The 20,456-nt window shown below is 47.8% G+C and carries 18 protein-coding genes and 1 tRNA gene; 3 read left to right on the top strand and 16 right to left on the bottom strand.

Going from position 1 to position 20,456, the window contains the following annotated elements; genetic code table 11:
• Positions 1–14 precede the first annotated feature (14 nt).
• Positions 15–2,177: a S9 family peptidase gene (locus DN748_RS06450; RefSeq protein ID WP_112370963.1), complete on the bottom strand. Its 2,163-nt coding sequence runs from the start codon at positions 2,175–2,177 to the stop codon at positions 15–17.
• Positions 2,178–2,400: 223 nt separating this feature from the next.
• On the opposite strand from DN748_RS06450, the gene DN748_RS06445 reads away from it, so the two are divergent.
• Together DN748_RS06445 and DN748_RS06440 are read left to right on the top strand one after the other, a co-directional pair.
• The gene (locus DN748_RS06445; RefSeq protein WP_112370962.1) at positions 2,401–3,723 is read left to right on the top strand and encodes a hydroxymethylglutaryl-CoA reductase, degradative; all 1,323 of its coding nucleotides are present in this window, start codon (positions 2,401–2,403) and stop codon (positions 3,721–3,723) included.
• Positions 3,724–3,728: 5 nt separating this feature from the next.
• Positions 3,729–4,652: a GYDIA family GHMP kinase gene (locus DN748_RS06440; protein WP_112370961.1), complete on the top strand. Its 924-nt coding sequence runs from the start codon at positions 3,729–3,731 to the stop codon at positions 4,650–4,652.
• Between the two features lie 15 nt (positions 4,653–4,667).
• Here the strand turns inward: DN748_RS06440 and DN748_RS06435 are convergent, their stop codons facing one another.
• The 12 genes from DN748_RS06435 to DN748_RS06380 form a co-directional block, all read right to left on the bottom strand.
• A complete protein-coding gene (locus DN748_RS06435) occupies positions 4,668–4,820 on the bottom strand; it encodes an SsrA-binding protein (protein WP_112370960.1) in 153 nt (50 codons plus the stop codon).
• Positions 4,821–4,958: 138 nt separating this feature from the next.
• Positions 4,959–6,353 carry a M56 family metallopeptidase gene (locus DN748_RS06430; RefSeq protein WP_112370959.1) on the bottom strand — a complete coding sequence of 465 codons (1,395 nt, stop codon included), beginning with the start codon at positions 6,351–6,353 and terminating at the stop codon, positions 4,959–4,961.
• Positions 6,353–6,721 carry a BlaI/MecI/CopY family transcriptional regulator gene (locus DN748_RS06425; protein WP_112370958.1) on the bottom strand — a complete coding sequence of 123 codons (369 nt, stop codon included), beginning with the start codon at positions 6,719–6,721 and terminating at the stop codon, positions 6,353–6,355. Before DN748_RS06425 ends, DN748_RS06430 begins: the two co-directional genes overlap by 1 nt.
• A 146-nt stretch (positions 6,722–6,867) precedes the next feature.
• Entirely contained in the window at positions 6,868–7,947 is a 1,080-nt protein-coding gene (locus DN748_RS06420; protein ID WP_236636807.1) for a pectinesterase family protein, read from the bottom strand.
• The gene (locus DN748_RS06415) at positions 7,907–9,385 is read right to left on the bottom strand and encodes a glycoside hydrolase family 28 protein (protein WP_236636806.1); all 1,479 of its coding nucleotides are present in this window, start codon (positions 9,383–9,385) and stop codon (positions 7,907–7,909) included. Before DN748_RS06415 ends, DN748_RS06420 begins: the two co-directional genes overlap by 41 nt.
• A 673-nt stretch (positions 9,386–10,058) precedes the next feature.
• Positions 10,059–12,170, bottom strand: coding sequence for a peptidylprolyl isomerase (locus DN748_RS06410; protein WP_112370956.1), 2,112 nt, complete (start codon positions 12,168–12,170; stop codon positions 10,059–10,061).
• Positions 12,171–12,324: 154 nt separating this feature from the next.
• Positions 12,325–13,602, bottom strand: coding sequence for a hemolysin family protein (locus tag DN748_RS06405; RefSeq protein ID WP_112370955.1), 1,278 nt, complete (start codon positions 13,600–13,602; stop codon positions 12,325–12,327).
• A gap of 30 nt (positions 13,603–13,632) precedes the next feature.
• A complete protein-coding gene (locus DN748_RS06400; protein WP_112370954.1) occupies positions 13,633–13,830 on the bottom strand; it encodes a hypothetical protein in 198 nt (65 codons plus the stop codon).
• A gap of 104 nt (positions 13,831–13,934) precedes the next feature.
• Complete coding sequence (lptC, locus tag DN748_RS06395; protein WP_112370953.1) at positions 13,935–14,570, bottom strand: LPS export ABC transporter periplasmic protein LptC; 636 nt, start codon at positions 14,568–14,570, stop codon at positions 13,935–13,937.
• Positions 14,571–14,575: 5 nt separating this feature from the next.
• Positions 14,576–15,955, bottom strand: a complete 1,380-nt coding sequence (locus DN748_RS06390; protein WP_317047406.1) for a hypothetical protein — start codon at positions 15,953–15,955, stop codon at positions 14,576–14,578.
• 29 nt (positions 15,956–15,984) lie between these two features.
• Positions 15,985–17,283 carry a hypothetical protein gene (locus DN748_RS06385; protein WP_112370951.1) on the bottom strand — a complete coding sequence of 433 codons (1,299 nt, stop codon included), beginning with the start codon at positions 17,281–17,283 and terminating at the stop codon, positions 15,985–15,987.
• Positions 17,280–18,011 carry a type III pantothenate kinase gene (locus DN748_RS06380; protein ID WP_112370950.1) on the bottom strand — a complete coding sequence of 244 codons (732 nt, stop codon included), beginning with the start codon at positions 18,009–18,011 and terminating at the stop codon, positions 17,280–17,282. Before DN748_RS06380 ends, DN748_RS06385 begins: the two co-directional genes overlap by 4 nt.
• Before the next feature lie 101 nt (positions 18,012–18,112).
• Here DN748_RS06380 and DN748_RS06375 point away from each other — a divergent pair.
• Positions 18,113–18,188, top strand: a tRNA-Phe gene (locus DN748_RS06375).
• Between the two features lie 242 nt (positions 18,189–18,430).
• Here DN748_RS06375 and DN748_RS06370 read toward each other — a convergent pair.
• The 3 genes from DN748_RS06370 to DN748_RS19050 all read right to left on the bottom strand — a co-directional run bounded on the left by DN748_RS06370 (position 18,431) and on the right by DN748_RS19050 (position 20,438).
• On the bottom strand, positions 18,431–18,790 hold the full coding sequence (locus DN748_RS06370) for a helix-turn-helix domain-containing protein (RefSeq protein WP_112370949.1): 360 nt from the start codon (positions 18,788–18,790) through the stop codon (positions 18,431–18,433).
• A gap of 2 nt (positions 18,791–18,792) precedes the next feature.
• Positions 18,793–19,089: a type II toxin-antitoxin system HigB family toxin gene (locus DN748_RS06365; RefSeq protein WP_112370948.1), complete on the bottom strand. Its 297-nt coding sequence runs from the start codon at positions 19,087–19,089 to the stop codon at positions 18,793–18,795.
• 251 nt (positions 19,090–19,340) lie between these two features.
• The gene (locus tag DN748_RS19050; RefSeq protein ID WP_161554490.1) at positions 19,341–20,438 is read right to left on the bottom strand and encodes a DinB family protein; all 1,098 of its coding nucleotides are present in this window, start codon (positions 20,436–20,438) and stop codon (positions 19,341–19,343) included.
• Between the last annotated feature and the right edge of the window lie 18 nt (positions 20,439–20,456).

Genomic DNA, 20,456 nt, shown 5'->3' with positions numbered 1-20,456 from the left:
GTATTATTTATATGCTAAAGGTTTTTCTCAATGAAGTCGGTCATTTTGGTATACAGCTGCAACCTGGTATTTCCCCCGTATATCCCGTGGTTTTTATCGGGATAGATCGCCCAGTCGAACTGCTTGTTGGCCTGTACCAGGGCCTCTACCATTCTCATGGTGTTCTGTACATGCACATTGTCGTCTGCCGTACCGTGTACCAGGAGATAGGCCCCTTTGAGTTTATCTGCGTGATTGACCGGCGAATTATCATCGTAGCCGGATGCATTTTCCTGCGGCGTCCTCATATAGCGTTCGGTATAGATGGTATCATAGAACCTCCAGTTGGTCACCGGGGCTACGGCAATGGCCATTTTAAAAACATCATTCCCTTTGAGGATACAGTTGGATGACATAAACCCTCCGTAACTCCATCCCCAGATCCCTATGCGGCCTTCGTCGATATAGGCCCGTTGCCCGAGTTCTTTTGCAGCGGCAATCTGGTCTTCCACCTCGTATTTTCCCAACTCCTGATAGGTTAGCTTCTTGAATTCAGCCCCCTTGAACCCGGTACCCCTGCCGTCTACACAGGCTACGATATATCCCTGGCCGGCCAGCATCTGGTACCAGTAGTCATTGGAACTCCCCCACTGGTTCGCCACCTGCTGCGAGCCGGGGCCGCTGTACTGGAACATAAACAGGGGGTATTTCTTTGCAGGATCAAAATCAGCCGGCCTGATCATCCACATGTTCAGATCGTTGCCATTAACATGTATCGTGGAAAATTCCTTGGCCGGTAATTCATAAGGTTCCAGCTTCTTCAACAGTTTCTCATTGTTCACGATCTCCCGGAGTTCCTTACCCGTTCCGGCATCGTTAAGTGTATATCTCGGCGGCGAGGTCACACTCGAATGCGAATTGATAAAATAACTGAAATCGGCACTGAAGGTCGCACTGTTGGTGCCTTCCTGCGAAGAGAGCCGCTGCTTGCCTTTTCCGTTGAGTTTTACAGCGTATACATCGCGGTTGACAGAGCCGTTCTCAACAGATTGGTAGAATACGCGCTTGCGTTTCTGGTCGTATCCGTAATAACGGGTAACTTCCCAGGGGCCTTCGGTGAGCTGGCGGATCAGTTTACCGTTGATATCGTAATGGTAAATATGGTTGTACCCGTCTTTTTCACTGGTCCAGATAAAACTGTTGTCTTTCAGAAAAGTAAGGTTGTCTGTAATATCGATATAGGCTTCGTCGGTTTCGTGAAGCGCCACCCGGGTATTGTTTTCCTCTATGCTGTAAAGTACCAGGTCCAGGTTGTTCTGATGCCGGTTCAGCACCTGAATGCTCAGCAGGTCGGCGTCGTTGGTCCACTGTATCCTCGGAATGTAATACGCCTCTTCCAGGTCCACTTTTTCCGTTGCTCCGTCGCTTATCCCGTAGACGTACAGGGAAACTTCCGCATTATTCTCTCCTGCCTTGGGGTATTTGAATACCTGTTGGGAGGGATAAAGGTCCTTTCCGTAAATGTCCATGGAAAATTCGGGCACCTCGCTTTCATCAAACCTGATATACGCCAGGTGGGTACCGTCGGCATTCCATTCGAAGGCCCTTACAAAGGCAAACTCCTCCTCGTACACCCAGTCGGTAACCCCATTGATGATACTGTTCTTTTCGCCGTCTGTGGTAACCTGCGTAGTCTCCCCGCTATGGAGGTCCTTGATATAGATATTGTTATTAAACACAAAAGCCACTTTTGTACCATCCGGTGAAAAAGTGGGCTCCTGTATCCTGTGTTCCGACAGCTTTACGGTTTTGCGGTCTGCCAGGTCGTAAACGTAATATGTTCCGAGTTTCGACCGGCGATAGACCGGCTCCACATCCGTGGCCAGCAGCACCTTATTCTCATCCTGGTTAAAGGCATAGGATGTAAAATAAGGAATCTCCTCCAGGTCGCGGGTAGACACTATGGTCTCTACCTTTTCGAGGGTGCTGTAATCGTATTTATCTACGGAAACCACCCGCTGTTCCTTATCAAAATTGAGAATGGAATACTGTTTCCCGTTCTTCATGGAATGCAGTACCTCCATACCACGGGTGCTGAAGGCTCCTCCCCATATTTCTTCGAGGGTTATATGCTTTTGTGCGGTAAGTATTCCTGTAAGTCCCATCAACAGAAAAGAGAAGATAAAATATTTTTTCATTTAGGTTCAGGTTATTAACGGCAGCTAAAAAATCTGCCAAGTATACTATTTTTTTTGCGAAAATATAAACTTTTTCAGTTAAACTGTGATATTTCAGGGTTTTTCGTACCCAGGCCGTAGATATTAACATCTTTCCCGCCCGGATTTCTTTAGTATCTTTGCGCACGGACCCATTTTTCCGGAAGCCCGTAAACGGACCCGGACCGCTAATATGTGATGTATGATGACAAAACGAGCCGTAGAAGGATTCTCGAAACTGAGCAAGAACCAGAAAATAGACTGGCTGGCACAGACGTATTTCGCCCAGCCGGACAAGGCGGTGGCCCTGTTTAAGAAATACTGGAACGACGATAAAAAGCTACAGCAGCTTCACGATGAGTTTATAGAAAACACCATTACCAATTACTATCTTCCGCTGGGTATAGCCCCCAATTTCCTCATCAATGACCGCCTTTACACGATTCCCATGGCTATCGAGGAGAGTTCGGTGGTCGCAGCGGCAGGGAAAGCGGCCAAGTTCTGGGCGGGAAGGGGTGGGTTCAGGGCCTCGGTAACCGGTACGGAAAAGGTAGGGCAGGTACATTTTATTTACGAAGGTAATCCCGAAAACCTCAGGACCTATTTCGACGCGGTAAAACCACAGCTATACAAAGACGCCGAAGGTATCACGGCCAACATGAGCAGAAGGGGCGGCGGAATAAGCCATATAGAACTCCGCGATATGACCGCAAGGCTACCCGGGTATTACCAGCTGCACTGTACCTTTGAGACCCTCGATGCCATGGGGGCGAATTTTATCAACTCCTGCCTGGAGCAATTTGCCACGACCTTTGAGGAAGGTGCACGGGAGTACCCTGCATTTACGGAAACGGAAAAGCATATCCGTATTGTAATGAGCATACTCTCCAATTATGTTCCCGACTGCCGGGTAAAAGCCTCCGTATCCTGTGAGGTAGCAGCATTGAACGAAGACGGGATGCCCGCCGAAGAATTTGCCGAAAAGTTTGTCCGGGCCATAGATATCGCCCGGGTTGAGCCATACAGGGCAGTTACACACAACAAGGGTATCATGAATGGTATAGATGCCGTAGTCCTGGCCACGGGAAACGACTTTCGCGCCGTCGAAGCCGGAATTCATGCCTATGCCGCCAAAGACGGAAGATATACCAGTCTTACCAAAGCATCGGTTGCGGACGGCATTTTTACCTTTGAAATAGAAATCCCCCTTGCCCTGGGCACGGTAGGCGGGCTCACCAACCTGCACCCCCTGGTAAAGCTGTCCCTGGAAATGCTGGGGCATCCGTCGGCCGAAGAACTCATGCAGATTACCGCCGTGGCCGGGCTGGCACAGAACTTTGCCGCAATAAGGTCGCTGGTAACCACGGGAATACAACAGGGCCATATGAAAATGCACCTGCTCAACATACTCAACCAACTGCATGCCACCGAAGCGGAAAAGGCGTATTTTGTAAATTATTTCAAAGACAAAACCGTAACACACCGGTCGGTGACCGAAGCTTTTCAGCAATTACGGGAGAAAGCTTAGTGCACATGACAACGAAAAAGTTTTACGGCAACGGCAAATTGTTACTCTCCGGGGAATATGTAGTACTGGACGGGGCACAGTGCCTGGCCGTTCCAACGGTATACGGCCAGCAGATGACCGTAGCTCCGGGAGCCCCGGGGCAGCTGCATTGGGCCAGTGAAGACCATAACGGCAATCCGTGGTTTACATATGTTTTTGACCTGGAAGCGCTTTTTGCAAAAGAGAATTACACCGCTCCGGAAGATCAGGTGGCGCTGCGGCTCGCCTCACTGTTTCGCGAAGCCCGGAACCTGAACCCCGGGTTTCTCCGTACCGGGCAGGGATACCGGGTTGCCACGCGGCTGGGGTTTCCCCGGAACTGGGGGCTGGGGTCTTCCTCTACCCTGGTCAGCAATATCGCAGACTGGGCCGGGGTAAACCCGTACCTTCTCCTCGAACGCACTTTTTCAGGCAGCGGATATGACATTGCCTGTGCGAGAAACAACACAGCCATTTTATACCGTACCGGTTCCCCCTTACCGGAAATAACACCTGTCCGTTTTTCACCGGCTTTTAAATCATGTCTCTACTTCGTACACCTGAACCGGAAACAGGACAGTCGTGAAGGGATACGGCACTACAAAGACCTGAAAATTCCAAAAGCGCAGGCCATACGAGATATTACCGGGATCTCCCTTCAACTGTCCCGGTGCCGTACCCTGGAAGAGTTCGAACAACTGCTCGGCCGCCACGAAACGATCATTGCATCACTGGTGGCCCTGCCGCCCGTAAAGGAAAGATTGTTTCCCGACTACCCGGGAGGGGTTAAAAGTCTCGGAGCATGGGGAGGGGATTTCGTCCTGGTCACTACCGAAAATGACCCGCGTGATTATTTTGCCTCCAGGGGATATCACACCGTACTCCCCTATGAGGATATGGTATTATGTTAGGGAACAGCTCCGCATTCAATCCAGGGCATTTTTAGTCACATAAGCCCTCCACCCGATAATGGCCAGCTGCCATTTTCCGGCTTTTGCCAGGTCGAGCTGCCGTTTGCTGAACGACGGCAATACCGCCTTGTTAAGACGGGCCAGTAGTTTAAAAAACCGTTTTTTCATCAGTCAGAAATTTTTTGTTTACCCGGAAGTTCGAAGCTCGAAGTCAACCTGCAACCCGAATTCACTTTCGTTTCATCACTACAAGGTACAAAAAAACCGCCATCCGGCGGTTTCTTCAAATGCGTGTTCCTGGTGCTGTTACTCCCCTTTTTTGGTGGTAACCTCTATCACCCCGTCTTTTCCACGGTCACCATATACTGTTGTGGCCGTACTTCCCTTCAGAACATTGATAGACTGTATCCGCTCCGGAGAAGGCAAAGCATCTTCACCCATTACCTTACCGTCTATAACCAGCAAGGGGTTCTTTCCGTCCTTTGTCGTGATCCCGGTAACTTTCCACGGGTTACCGGTAACAGTAGTCGCAGTGGGTTCCCGGGTGGCATATCCTATGTCATCAATCCCTCCGTTTTTACGGCTTACATAAAACCTGAAGGGTTTGATAGGCGTATCCGACTGTGTATTAAAAGAACCGGAATCCCCGGAACCCGAATCAAATGCCGAAGCTATGGCGACAATTTCACCATCCGTGTTCCGCTTGATACCGGAAAATGAGACTTTGACGCCTTCCCTTTCCTTAAACTCTTCGATCCTCTGCTCCAGGTAATGATCGGTGGTGTTTTTGGTCACCACCATTTCCGTGATATTTCCCGGATTGTCACTCTCGGTTTCCTGTGCAACGGTCCTGGTATTTACCGTGAGTAAAAAGAGGGCCACGAACGGTAATACCGCAGTGTATCTCCACAACTGCCTCTTACCTGACTTGTTTTTGTTTAACATAACTATTCGTTTTTTGATGGATGAATTAAAAAATGTATTGATCAATACGTTGTCCTTACAGCGCTCCTCCGCGTAACGAAGCAGTAATCGCTGGTAGTCTTTTTCCGATCCGCTGTTTTCCGCCGCATGGTCATCGGCCAGGTATTCCAGGTTTTGCACCATTATCTTACGATATCTCCACACCAGCGGATTCCACCACTGGAATACCGTAAAGAGGTTTGCAGCGAGAACATCGAAGGAATGTTTCTGACGGATATGGGCAAGTTCATGTGACATCACGGACTCCCATTCCTCTTCTCGGTCTCTCATTTCGGGATTATACACCATAAAACCGAAAAAGGAAAAAGGTGCCGTATCTTCTTCGGTCTCCGCCAGGACGAACCCGCCCCGGCGGGTTTTACGGCACTTTCCGAGAAACGCCCATACCGACAACAGCTGCAACAGGAACCGGCCCAGGAAGAACCCCATTCCGGCCATATACCCCCAGAACAAAAAAGATACCATACCGGGCCCCGCAGAAACTTCCCTGAGGCCGGTTCCGGCCGCCATACCTTCCGCGGCATTCCAGATATGGCCGGTATATACCGTTCTGGTGATAAAGATCAGGGGCACCACCACGGCACAGCCCAGACCGGTGAGGAGGAAAAAACGGTTCAGGCGGAAAAAAGTCTGCCCGTGTATCAGCAGGATGTAGCACAAGTAGAACAGGGCGACCAGTGATCCGCTTTTGACGGTGTACCACAAAAAATCCTCCATTACTTCTTCTTTTCTATTTCCTTTACGATCTCTTTGAGTTCCTCCACACTGATCTTCTCCTCCTCCGCAAAAAAGGACACCAGCCCCTTATAGGAATTGTTGAAGTAATCCGATATCACTTTATTCATGAATTTTTTCCGGTATTCCTCCTTTTTCACCAGGGGATAATACCGATGTGTATTGCCATAGGCCTCATGGGCCACATATCCTTTTTCTTCCAGGTTCCGGATGATGGTAGACAAAGTGTTGTAATGCGGTTTATCAGCCCTGTATTCGGCGAGAATGTCCTTGACAAAGGCCTTTTCCAGCTTCCAGAGCATTTTCATCACCTCCTCTTCCCTATAGGTCAGTTTTCGAAGTACTTTCATAATAACAGGGTTATGTGTTCTTTTCCACTACAAATATAAACTATTTTTTTAGTTATACAACTATAAAAATAGTTACACGACTAAAAAGACAGTTTATCGTGATAAAATTTTCGATGTTCCCGGCAAAAGAAGTTGCTTCCCCGGAGTTACAGTGATCTCTTATACCACGGATTCTCTTTTTCTTTTCCCATAAGGATGTGGCGAAGGGTATATGACCGGTATTGCTTACGGGTCAGCTGTTTTGCCCAGGGAACGCGTTTCCCCGTATCTGCCCCGGGGCCTGTATTATCATACTCCGCATAAAAGGCGGTTTTCTCTTTTTCGGGGAACATCCGGTCGCCTTTCCACGGATCCCAGCCTTCGGGTACGATATGGCCTCCGAGGTTACAGCTGATAAAAACCGTTTTTGCATAGGGCCTCCACGGCCTGCCGAGAAACACTCCGGAAACTCCTTCCGCCGCTACCAGCCGGCAATGGAGAAATACAAAGCCGAAATCCTTGCCTTCGGGGGTTGCGGCGGCCGTTATATAGGAATTCCGGAGGCTTTTGATCGTACATTTGCTGAACACTGCCGTAGCCTCCCCGAAAATAAAATCTGTCGTTCCTTCCACATAACAGTTTTCGTAGTACTGCCGGCTGCCTTCCGCAGCGGCATATACCGTGTCCTGGCAGCCCAGTATCCTGCAGTTCCTGAATACCGCCCTGTCACCTTCCACATGAAGTGCTACTGCTTGTCCCTCTCCGCAGGAAGCATTTTTTACGGTGAGATTTTCCGCCGTAAAATCATTTCCTTCCACCAGCAGGGTATAGGAGTTAAAAGTAGTTCGTTCCTGTCCCGTTATGCTATCCTTTTTCCCTGAAAAATCACTATTCACGATAACAGTCCCCTCCCTGCTCTCTCCCCGGAGTATGACCTTAGTTTTCCAGCCGGGTATGCTGACCTTTTCGCGGTACACCCCATTCCTGATATGAATCAGCACATATCCCGGGCCTAAATCACGGGTGGCATTTACCGCTTCCTGAATCGTTTGGAATGCCGCGCCTTTTTCCTTCGATACCGTAATCTGACGGTACGGCTCTATAACCGATTGTGCTGCGGAGGTCAGCATCCCCCCGAGAATCACAATGACATACAGCAACTTTCGCTTTACCGGCATGGCACCCTCATTGTACCCCGTGATACCATTATTTTCCATCTTCACCCCGAACCGGGTCCGGTCCGGCATCCATACTTTCCCCGTTGATCGAGGTATTAATAAACCTGACCGGCTCGGAATCTTCCACCAGCATGACACTTCCGGCCGTGTCTATGGTCACGTTCTCAAGTGTGATCTTTTCCACCCGGGCTTCCTTGCGCCCCCTGATAAGCACGCCGTATTTTCCGCTGTTCCTTACCGTGACATTTCTGAGGTTGATATTCCTGATTTCCGGGATATGGTCTCCTTCCTGATCTTCGTAAATGGCATAATGGGTATTGATTTTCAGCGTTGCTTCCTTAACCTGTCCCACCTCAATATTATCCACATAGACATTTTCCACAAACCCACCCCGGAGCGTATTGGTCTTTATCCTGATGGCCCTGTCCAGGTTCGGGCTGTCCATCACACAATTCCTGACATATACATTTCTCACCCCGGCCGATATTTCGCTGCCCATGACCACTCCGCCGTGGCCGTCTTTCATCTTACAATTTTCGACTACTATATTTTCACTGGGGATATTGACTCTCCTCCCGTCTTCATTTCTTCCCGATTTTATGGCAATACAATCGTCACCCGTATCGAAAACACAATTTTTGATATGTACATTCCGGGCATATTCCGGATCACAACCGTCATTATTGGGCCCGTGACTACTCACCGTAACCCCGTCTACCGTAACGTGGTCAGATTTGATAGGATGCATGACCCAGAACGGGGCATTGGTAAACGTGACCCCCTGTACCAGCACATTTTCACAATCAAAGGGCTCAAAGAAGGTAGGCCTCAGATGATGCCCTCTTCCGAACACCCGCTCTTCTACGGGAGTACCTTCTTGATTCATTCTTCGCAACCTGGGCAGGTTCTGCTCATTTCTCTGGTGAGGCGCTCCGTCCTCATACCCGTACCGCTCACTTCCGCACCACGGCCACCAATTGTCTTTACCGGCCTGTCCGTCAAAAACCCCTTTACCGGTAACCGCTATGTTTTTCTGCTGATACGCGTAGATCAGGGGCGAATAATTCATCAGTTCCACTCCCTCATAGGAGGTGTGCACTACCGGGAGATAATCCTCCTTATCGGTACTGAACAATACCACAGCACCATCTTCGGTATGTAGGTTTACATTGCTTTTCAGGTGGATCGGCCCGGTGAGAAACCGGCCCTCCGGAACCACTACCTGCCCGCCCCCCGCATCGTGGCATGCTGAAATTGCCTTTTGAAAGGCTTCCGTATTCAGTGTGTTCCCGTCACCTACAGCTCCGTAGTCGGTAACAGGGAAGATCCTGTCCGGAAAGACCGGAACCACAATCCCCTCAATAATTTTATCGGCCGGACCTGTAACGGCCACGGTTTCCGATCGCTCCTTCTTTTCCCCGGCGTCCTTACACGATTGAAAGACCAGGGCCAGTATCAGCAATGCAGCTATAAAAGCCCCGGAGAAGTACATTTCATTATTTTTCACAATTCCCGGTTTAGGTGGTTATACATATCATCTTTCTCTACCGGACTGCATTCCACAATACCCCCGGGCAAGTCAGGGTATTTAAATGCAATCGATTACACTAAACTATAAAAATAAATGGTATGAACAAAAGAAATTAACCTTTAAATGCTTTTTAGTTGTTAGTTCTTAGTTCGTATTGTCATTCCGACCGCAGGGGAGGAATCTCCGGGCTCTCCGTTATGCTGTTGAAGGTTCTTTGGTCTGGGTTGGAGATTCCCTGCCGGCCGGACAGGCGGGTTCCCTCCGCTGCGCTCCGCTCTGAATGACAGGCATTGTCATCCTATGTTTGTAATGGCTTTGTCATCCCGACAGCCTGTCCCGAGCATCGGGAAAGGAGAACCCCGAAGGGCTCAACGCAGTTAAATCTCTTTTTTGCCGTTGTGCTGTTGAAGCTCCTTTATGCCGGGGCGGAGATTCTTCCCTACGGTCTGAATGACAGGGATATTGTCATTCCGACGATAGAGCCTGTCCCGGCCTTTTCGGTCGGGGAGGAATCTCCGGGCTCTCCGTTATGCTGTTGAAGTTCCTTTGGGCTGGAGCGGAGATTCTTCACTCCGCTGCGCTGCGTTCTGAATGACAGGCATTGTCATCAACTAAACCTGCAACCTAAAACCCTCCTTTCTATCCTTTATCAATAGAAGAGAGCCCTGTTATCCTTGATCTCCGCAGCCTCTTCCAGGGCGGAAAGCACCCGGCCGTTTACGGTATTCCTGTTTGTAGTTTTCAAGGTATTGGTATACGTAGCATAATTTTCCTGTGCAGCAGCTTCAGTCTTTTTGGTCACGGTTACCATATACGCACCGTCTCTTCCTTCTATCACTCCTGAAGTAGCTCCTTCATCAAGGGCAAATGCCGCACCTACCACCTTGGGTTCACGTCCCGCACCGGATATGGTGGGGGTTTTCATATTGAGCCCGGTAGCCGTAGCTACGTTTACACTGTTGGAGCTGGCAAAATCGTCGAGAGAAGAAGTGTTGCTGTCCTCCTTGATTTTCTGTGCTTTCTTCTGTTTACGGAGTATCGGCCTCACCAGTGCGGCTACGTCCTTGGCCTTGGCGACACCGGCTTTACGCTTGTTGGTAAGCTGTGCCACGATATATCCCGATGCCACATCAAAACGCTTGATGTCCCCGGCTCCGGTGTCATTGTTAAAGGCCCATTGCACTACCGACCGCTGTCTCCCTATTCCCGGTAAGAGTTCGTCCATGGCCTTAAGGTTATTCACCGGACGTACCTGAAATTTCATTTCCTTTGCCACGTCGGTAAAATTTCCGTCCGTAGCTTCCATTTCAAACCTTGTAGCTTCGGTAAACAGGTTATTGACCGTATTCTGGGAGGGCTCCACCTTTCTTGCTATGGTAGCAATCTGAACCACATCCTGCTTATCTTCTATCTTGATGACATGAAATCCGAAATCGGTTTCCACCATTCCTATCTTTCCTGCTTCATTGGCAAAGACAAAGTCGTTAAAGGGCGGGACCATCGATCCTTCGGTAAAATACCCGAGATCTCCTCCCCTTGATGCCGTAGGACCATCCGAGTTCTCCCTGGCGAGTTGTGCAAAATCCGTTCCGCTTTTCCGGGCTTCGCCCAGTATCTCCTTCGCCTTCGCTTCTGCTTCTTCCCTGGTCCTGCTCACCTGCGGATTAGCCCGCATTGCCCCTTCATAAGCGATCAGGACATGGCTCGCTTTTACACTTCCTCCCGCTTTTTTACCGAGCATTCTGGACAATTTATAATGGTCACCATCTTTATACGGCCCGTATACCTGGCCTACTCCGAGGTTAAAAAGCGTATCGGCCAGGGAAGCCGGCAGCGCACTCTTGGCTACATAGGTCGTATCGAAAGGAATGTCGGAATTGGCATTGACAAAATCTGCCACGTTCTCCACCGCGGAAAACCCGGGAAGGGTGTCGTTGGTATCTGTTGCACTATTGTATTCGACCCTGCCGTTCAGCAAGGCTGTAATGCCGTCTTTTATTTCCTTCTCATCTTCATCAGAGGGTTTTTCCTCAAAATAAACATACTGAATATCGCGTGATGCTTCATCCTTGTATTCCTCCTTGTGCTGGTCGATATATTTTTGTATTTCACTGTCTGAGACACTGACCAGGCTATCCGGAATGGTATTATACGGCACTTTTACATACCTGATATCCACTTTGTCGTTTTCAAGTTTATAGGCCAGCTCCCCTTCTTTCAGGGTAGCCCCGACACCTGCTCTTATAAGGTTGAAATAGGTCTGTTCCCTGGCAGATTTGATCAGGGCATCTTCCTGCAGTTTCCACTGTTCATAAGCCGCAGGGTTATTCAGCCTGAGATCGGCGATAAACTCGACAAACTTATCTTCATCAAAGAGGCCCGCATCATTTAAAAAGGTAGAGTCCTGGGCAAAAGCCGGATTGGCCTTAACCACATTGATAATCTGATCTTTCTCGATATTGATCCCCAGAGCTTCGCATTGTTCATCCAGCAGAGTACCCTGCACCTGCCTTTCCCACACCTGGTTCACTACCTGTACAGTAGAGGCCCTTTCCCCGTACTGACGGGAAAAATACTCCACTTCATCCGCAAATTCGGCCCGGGACAGCGCTGTCCCGTTGACCTCACCTATTGAAGACGTAAAGTTATTCATTCCTCCTCCATTCCTGAAAAGGTCTGAAATAACAAAAGAAAATAAGGCAAGACCGATAACCAGGATCAGGATCAGTGAACGCTTTCTTATTTTTTCAAGAACTGCCATTTGTCGTTAAAGTTATAAAATTGAGTTTGCGAAAATACCATTTTTTTACAATAATTAAAACCGTATCCCTTTTTTATGAAGGCAAGCTGCTTGCCTTATCACAAATTCCCCCATTGCGGAATACCACAAGACCGTCAAAAAGGGTAATTTCCCGCTACTCATCGTGATCCAGCACATGCAGATGTACCAGGTCTATTTTGGTACTGCTCACTTCCAGTATGGTAAAACGGTATTGCTTAATGACCACTTCCTCGCCCTTCTCCGGTATTTCCCCGATATGATTGACAATAAGCCCCCCCAGGGTCTCGTAATTCTCACTTTCTGGCAGGTCCAGCCTGTATTCCTCATTGAGATAATCTACCTCAAACCGGGCAGAGAACTTAAATTCGCCCTCCCCCAGCTGTTCTTCGTGCAGATCGGTAGAATCGTGCTCATCCTCGATTTCCCCGAACAGTTCCTCCACAATATCTTCTACCGTAAGTATCCCCGAGGTCCCCCCGTACTCGTCCAGGACCACCGCCATACTCTTTCTCTTTTTGGTAAGTATTCCCAGGATATCATTAATAAGCATGGTTTCGGGCACATATTCTACAGGCAGCATGATCCCCTTGATGCTCCCGGGCTTTTTAAACAGTTCAAAAGAGTGCACATAGCCTATTATATTATCAACAGTACCCTTGTATATCAGCAGTTTGGAATATCCCGTTTCGGTAAATATACGGATAAGGTTCTTCGGGGCTTCATGCAGCTCAACGGCTACGATCTCGGTACGGGGCACCATGACCTCCCTGGCCTTTACTTCAGAGAATTCCAGCGCATTCTGAAATATCTGTATCTCGGAATCCATTTCGTCCTCATCCTCTACCGTTTCCATCTGTTCCGAAATATAATCGCCGAGCTCCACCTTACTGAAACTCAGGTTCACTTCATCTCCGCTGGTCTTGAAAATTACCCGGAGTACAAAGTCCGAAAACCGTATCACCAGTTCCGAAATAAACGAGAAAAGAAGGTAAAACCCGTAAGCCGGCAAAGCGAAGAACTTGAGCAGCCTGTTGGCAAATACCTGGAAAAGCACTTTAGGCAGAAATTCTCCCGTGATCAGAATAACCAGGGTAGATATAAGTGTCTGTACAAAAATAATACGCAACGGCAGTTCTTCCACCCCGAGGTAATCCGGGTAGAGGTACCCTACAATGCGTTCGCCCATATAAAACCCGTATATCACCAACGCGATATTGTTGCCTACGAGCATGGTAGCGATAAACTTGGAAGGTTTTGCCGTAAGCCGGGTAAGAACAGCCGCCAGCCAGCCTTCCTGCTTTTTCTCGATCTCTATATGTATCTTGTTTGAGGACACATATGCTATTTCCATCCCCGAAAAAAAAGCCGAGAGCAGCAAGGATACTATAATGATGATAACGGAATAATCCATAAAGGTAAAAATACCCGGATGAGCCGGTGTTTAACGTCCGCCATTGCGACGCTGATCAAATTTCCTCCGGTAATACCTTCTTAAAAAGAACATCCCCACGGAAACTGCGGCAAAAAAAAGAAGCAGATATGCCCTGTTCCGGTCAACACTCCAGCTTCTTATGGCCTCGATAAGCGAAATTACCGCCACTACGGGATATATGATTTCTGTAAACCTGAGATACTTCATATTTTATTTTCAAATTCTTCCCGGAGATATCCGGGTGGTGTATAAAACATACACGGTCCTGTGCAAATATACACAAAGTAGTTGTTATGCCGGTTTTCCGGTGATCATGTCCCGGACTGCTCCCGTATGCTGTCTGCTTGTTGTGCCCCGGAGCCGTTTTCTTCCTCTTCCATATTCACATCGCGGTAACCATCGACGTGATATGCCTTTATATAGCGCTGTCCTTCTTCAAAATCCTGACTGAACTCGATCCCGGTACCATTCATCAGCGTACCGTCTTCCGGGTTGGTATAGGTGAATCGCTCACTCGTAAACACCCATTTGTTCAACTGGTCCCAGTACAACTGCGGGGTTTCCAGTTTCTTGCCGTCGTGGGTATGCACCACCACATTGCCCTGCAGGTCGGCCATCTTGGTAGCCTGGTAAATAATACCGTAATCGGCGGTTACCGTACTTTTATTCTTTTCGTCGTCGTAGAACTCCACCTGCAGCCCTTCCGGAAATTCCTGGAAGGGAAACTCCTGGTTAGAAAAATCCTTGCTGATGGGACTGGTTAGGGCGACCTTGATTTTGGCAGAATCGGTGTATATCAGGCGATAATCTTCTGCAATCCCTACCGGAAAACGCTCCTGCACATTCAGTTTACGCACATCCTCAAAGTTGGAACCGCATGAAAAAAACATTGCCACAGCAAGTACTGTGACAATGTCTCTGAAAATATGTTTATGCCTGTTACACATCCTTATCAAATGTTCGGCACCGTAATGCTCCCTCCGATCCAGCAATTAAACTGAATGGTCTTTCCGGCCATCCCGCTGCTGAATATATCCTGTTTGCCGGGAGCCCTTCCTTCGTAGCTCGCTGCAGTCTGGGCAGCATGGGATTTTACCGAAGGATCTACCTGTCCGGCCTTACGGGCCATCTGGGCAGCTTTCCAGTATACCGCCCTTTTTTCAAAAGGAGTAGCACCACATTCGTTTGCGCTACCGGCATACAGGGCCGCGATCTGCAGGTAGGCCTTACCGTTGGAAGGCTGTACATCAAGTACCTGCTTAAAGTATTTATAAGCCGTGGTTTTCTGACCGGCATTTTTGTATTTAACCCCGATCTTAAACAGCGTATTGGCTTTTTTATAGGTATCCGTTTCCAGGCTTACCGATTCGTTATAGTATTTCAGGGCTTCTGCCGAATTCCCTTTCTTGTCGTTCAGTACCCCGAGGTAATACGCCGACCTGGATGACGGCTCTACCTGGTGAAGGGCCTCTACGAGTTTTATAAACATAGGATCGTCGGAACAGTCTTTACCGTCCATACGCCCTGCCGAACGCCTCAACCACTGGGCGTCGTTCTTTTTAGCTTCAAAATTTTTCTCCAGCAGCGGAATAAGGTTTTCACAGTCTGCAAGATCTCCGAGTTTGGCATCTATACTACTGCTGATCTTACCGTAAGATTCGGTATTGATCTTAGCATTACTGAAACTCTGTTTACTCTTGGCATCCAGGGTTTCTCCCGCCTCTTCCTTGGCTACATATTCGTCCAGCACCTTGGAGAGGTCTGCCATCTCTTCATCAATTCGCTCGTTTACCGCATCATAGGTATCAAAAACCTGTTGAAGGTCCTTATTCCCGGCATCGTATTCATCCACCATCAGTGAAAAATAGAGATAGAGTGCCTTGGGATTGCTGAAGTTGGCCCGGTCGTTCTGAAAGGCATCGTCCAGAACGGCAAAGATCTCCGAACCTTCTGCCGTCTTCTGGTCGTACATCAGCAATGCCTTCTTGGCCAGCACATTGGCCTTGCTGTAGCGCTTCGGGAAATATTCCAGTTCCTTGTCATACATCGACATCAGCGTATTTACGAGTTCCTCCTGTTCCGCTCCTTCAGACTTCCCTATCTTATCTTTGAGGATACGCTCCCCGTATACATAGGTTGCCGGGTGAAGTTCCGGGCAATTGTCGAACACCATCTTCCAGGGTTCATAAGCCGCATCGTAGTTCTTCACCTTGGCATGCTCTCCGAACACGGAAAGATTTGTCATACATTCCGGGTTCTGGGCCTGCGAAAATGCGGTACCCGAGATCCCTATCAAGCCCGCCAAAAACAATATTCCTTTCTTTTTCATCATTGTGTTTTTATACTAAATAATATGTACAGTTAATCATATCTCCTCTTTACGAACCACTTATCATTCAGGGACAAACTCACACTTACTTTCACATATTCCTCCTGAATGCGGTTGTTGGTCACGGTACCTCTCCTTCCCAGTTCAACACCTATATTTATATTGGAGAACATCCCGGCATATTGCAGGGAATTGGTGGTAGGTATCGCGGCTCCCATCGGTAATCCCAGTCCAAAAGATATGCCAAAGTCGTTCAGAGGCACATCTTTCACCATAAGCCCTGTTTCCTCATAACGCAAACCGGCCCTGTAAACAATTCTTTTCCAGTAACTTGTAAAAGAGCTGTACTCAGGAATAAAAAAACCTCCCGCGGAAAAACGACTGGCATCCTGGTACCCCACACCATCAACCTTTATAAAGGGATTACTGAAAACGCTGGTATTCTTACGTTCGTATTCCGCCCCTGCAAACCATTTTCTCTCCTTTCCTATTCCTACTCCTACCGAAGCACTCTGGGGCATCTTCAGGTCTACATTCCTGAGGCCAAGAGCGTCCAGGTCCACATCGCGGGTCTCGCCTGCAATGACCTGGCCCTGGGAATTTCTCGCGATCACCGACAGTATCCTGGTATTCTCACTGGACAACGTGGTCTCGGGCGAATACATCAGTGCTCCCCGTACGGTAAGATCATTATTCAGCGTTTTTCTGTAATTGAGCGCCAGGTTTACGTTAAACCCGGATAGTTCGGAGGTGTTGTCTTCATAGGTAGGGCGTTCTATGTCCTGTAATATCCTGTAATAATGGGTTTCCAACTGTCCGAAATCGTAATTCACCGTAGCTCCCACACTGAAATTATCGGTAATCCGGTATCCTGCGGAAAGGAACACCCTGTTGGCCCCTCCCTCTCCGGTAAACTCATCCCTCATGGTTTCCGCAGACTGTACCAGGTTGTACCCCACAGAGGTATATGGCATAAGCCCGAAGCCCACTCCCAGTTTTCCCCGGATAACCGGAAACCCGAGTGCCAGGTAATCGAGATAGGCATTGGAAGAACTCTCTTTTTGTGTACGGTTCTTTAAGGTAAGCCCGGTATAGGAGCCCCCCCCGGTATAGGTGGTAAGCTGCAGGTCACCGTAAGCAGCAGGATTGTTCAGGTTGAGGTGTATGCTGTCTGAGTAGATGGTAAGCCCTCCCATAGAGCGGTTCTCGGCAGTACCTTTGAATCTCTGGTCTCCGATGCCGTAAAAGGAATAGGGAGACGACGACCCTCTTTGCGCATAAATACTACCGGAAATACAGGCAAACAAAACAATAAATATCTTTCTAATCATGGGTTCTTATTGAGTTCCAAAATATAATTTAACCCTTCCAGGAGGAAATTCGGATTGGCAAATATGCTACTTTTTAATTGTTCTGACAAAAAATCGAGGTCACCGCCCGTTAAAATAACTGTTAAATTCTGAAATCTTTCCCGGTATTGCCCGATAACCCCATCTATTTCATTTACAACGCCATTGAGCACCCCCGATGCCATAGAGGTTGCAGTGGAATCTCCAATAAAATCATCCAGCTCCATGATATCGAGCAGGGGCAACCTTGCCGTAAATGAGTGCAGGGCCCTGTAACGCATCCTTATTCCCGGCGAAATGGCTCCTCCGAGGTACCGGTTACGGGCATCCAGGAAATCATAGGTAATACAGGTTCCCGAATCGATGACCAGCGTGTTTTTGCCGGGGTATACCTTACAGGCCGCCGCCATAAGCGCTATCCTGTCGGCCCCGAGTGTCTTCGGGGTGGTATAAAGGTTTTCAAAGGGAAGCCTGGAGCATCCGTCCAGGACATGAACTCTCACTTTTACCTTCAGGGCATGCAGGGCATCTTCATCGATATCCGATACCGATGCGACCACCATATCGGTAATCCCCCTGTACCTTTTCAGGAGGCCGGAAATTTTCTCAAAAAAAAATGCCTTCCGGAACTTCTCACACTCCACCATGGTACCCGACTGAAAAACAGCTACTTTTACAAAAGTATTTCCGGCATCTACAGCTATAGTCATATTCAAACACAAAAGTGTAAAGTTACAAAAGACTTTTTTTTCATATTTTGTTTTGGAAAAATTAATTTTGCCCCTATATTTGCACCCGCAATAAAGCAGCTGGTGCCTTAGCTCAGTTGGTAGAGCAAAGGACTGAAAATCCTTGTGTCCCTGGTTCGATTCCTGGAGGCACCACCACTTAGAAACCCTAAGCGTGAGAAGATCAATCGCTTAGGGTTTTTTTGTTTTATTTTCCTGAAAACCTGTTTTTACTTTTCAAATTTCATTTAGTTTATTAGTTGTTAGTTGCAGGTTTGAATCAAACTTTGAGCTTCTGACTTCGGACTCCCGACTTCCTGCCATCTCGTCGTTTACAAACTCACGATACTGTTTAGTCAACACCTGAAGGGACATGCATGGTCATAATATGGCAAGCATTTTTAAACCCCTAAAACAATGGAAGCATCAATACCAAGCTTAACACTGATATCCCTTGCCACTTTTAAAGTAGGTTCACTTTTGCCATTCAGGTACTCGCTTACTCTTGATGTACTAACACCTAAAAGTTCGGATAGACGTTTCTGGTTCAACCCCATTTCAGCCATTCGCAATTTGACAACCTCAACCAATGAAGGTTTTTTGACCGGATAATAGTGCTCCTCATAATCTGCCACAAGGCCGGATAACAGATTAAGCTCTACATACCCTTTGGCATCCTGGTTTTCGATATTGTCGGGGTTCTGTAAAAGTTCTTCCATACGTTCAACAATGGCATTATATTCCTTTTCTGTCTGTATCATTGCTAAATATTTTTAATGTCCTTAATCTTGTCGTATTCCGGGTGCGTACCTATAAACCGTATGTAAACCTTTTTAGCATTGAACGAAATAATGGCAACCAGCCTGTAATCGTTTCCTTTGATATTAAATACAAAACGGTGGTTTCCCACATAATCAACGCTATTAAAGTCCTGCTTTAAATCGTTGATATCACCCCAGTTCTTTGCCGCTACAATATGATACCAAAAGTTCAAAGGGTTTTCGCTATCTGCATGTACTTCTATAAACTCCCTTATTCTTTTATAGGTTACTATACGCATCGTTTAAACTTCTATTTCCATAAGACAAAGATAATATCAAATTACGAATTAAAAAATAATGTTTTATAAAATGTAATTATCACCAGGTTTACCATTGGCTATAACCACGAAAAATAACCGTTGTTATTATCGAAATTTCAGGCAACTCTTTTAAATCGTCTATTTTAAAGTGATTTTAACTCTTTATCATGCACAGGGAACATATAAATAGTACAGGTGTGTTCATGGGATTTTGATAACAGGCGCCTGTTTTAATCCTCCGGAAATCCGGGATCTGCCTTTACCTCTTCTATCTGAAGGGTATGTCTTGCGGTATGTGCGGGGACGAACAACAGGGCCTGATAGCCATCTACTTTCCCGAAAGGAAATTCGAGTATATGGTCGCGTAACGCTTCAACAGAAGTATTTTCTATATAGTCCTGAACCGCCTTGCGCCCCGCTTCCAGGTCGCGGATAGCATCCCCGGGGCTATTGTATTTACCTTCTCCCTGCAGTTCCGCCGGGGCTTCTGCCTTTTGGCTGCGGTCCTTTATGGCCGCGATGAGTTCCTCATCGCTTAATTTCATCGTTTCATCCTTCTCCTCCTCACCGGATACGACAGGTTTTTTCAATTGCTCCAGGACCATTCCGAAAAGCATGTTCTCCGTGATCACAATATGTTCCAGGCACTGGCTTACAGACCATCTGTCTTTCGCCGGGCTGAACTGCAACTGGGTTTCGCTCAGAGCAGACACACTTCCTTTCAGGGTATCGACGGTTTGTTGTAAATAGCCCAGCAAATACTCCTTACTCCCCGGGGCTACAGATTTCCGCGACTCCAGAATTTCTTCCAGGCGGTCCAGCCCGGTTTGCAGATCGGCCCCCATAATACTGTCAAAATCCATAAACAGCAACATCAGGTTCATCGGGTAATTCATATGTCCTTCAATCCCCCACGCCACCCTGGTCTGCCCGTCGGAAACAGCCCCTGTGGTCATATAAGCAGGTGAAACAGATTCAAATGGTTCAAAAAAACGGAGTTCGTAATCTATTCGCTCCCCTTCCGTGATCTTCACAATCTCCTGTTCGCCGGACCCCACATCATCCCTGGTACTGCTCCATGCAGATACAAACCCTTCCGTGCCATCCGTTCCGCTATAGCTCGTTTCCATATCGGGGTCCATCGACGCCCATTTGCTGTAATCATCCTGGTTCTTAAGGTATTTTACATACTCAAAGACTTCCTTCACGGGTTTATCAACGGTAACCTCCCGCTCCACGGCATAATCCTTTTTTACAAACACCGCAGCAATAAGCGGCAGGGCTATCAGTACGACCAGCACGATCAGTATCGCTTTTAATATCTTCATAATTTCTGTTTTAATTGG

This window comes from Sinomicrobium soli (assembly GCF_003285545.1).
Taxonomy (GTDB): Bacteria; Bacteroidota; Bacteroidia; order Flavobacteriales; family Flavobacteriaceae; genus Sinomicrobium.
Note: the sequence above shows the minus strand (reverse complement) of the source record. Positions and strands in the feature narration are given on the sequence as shown.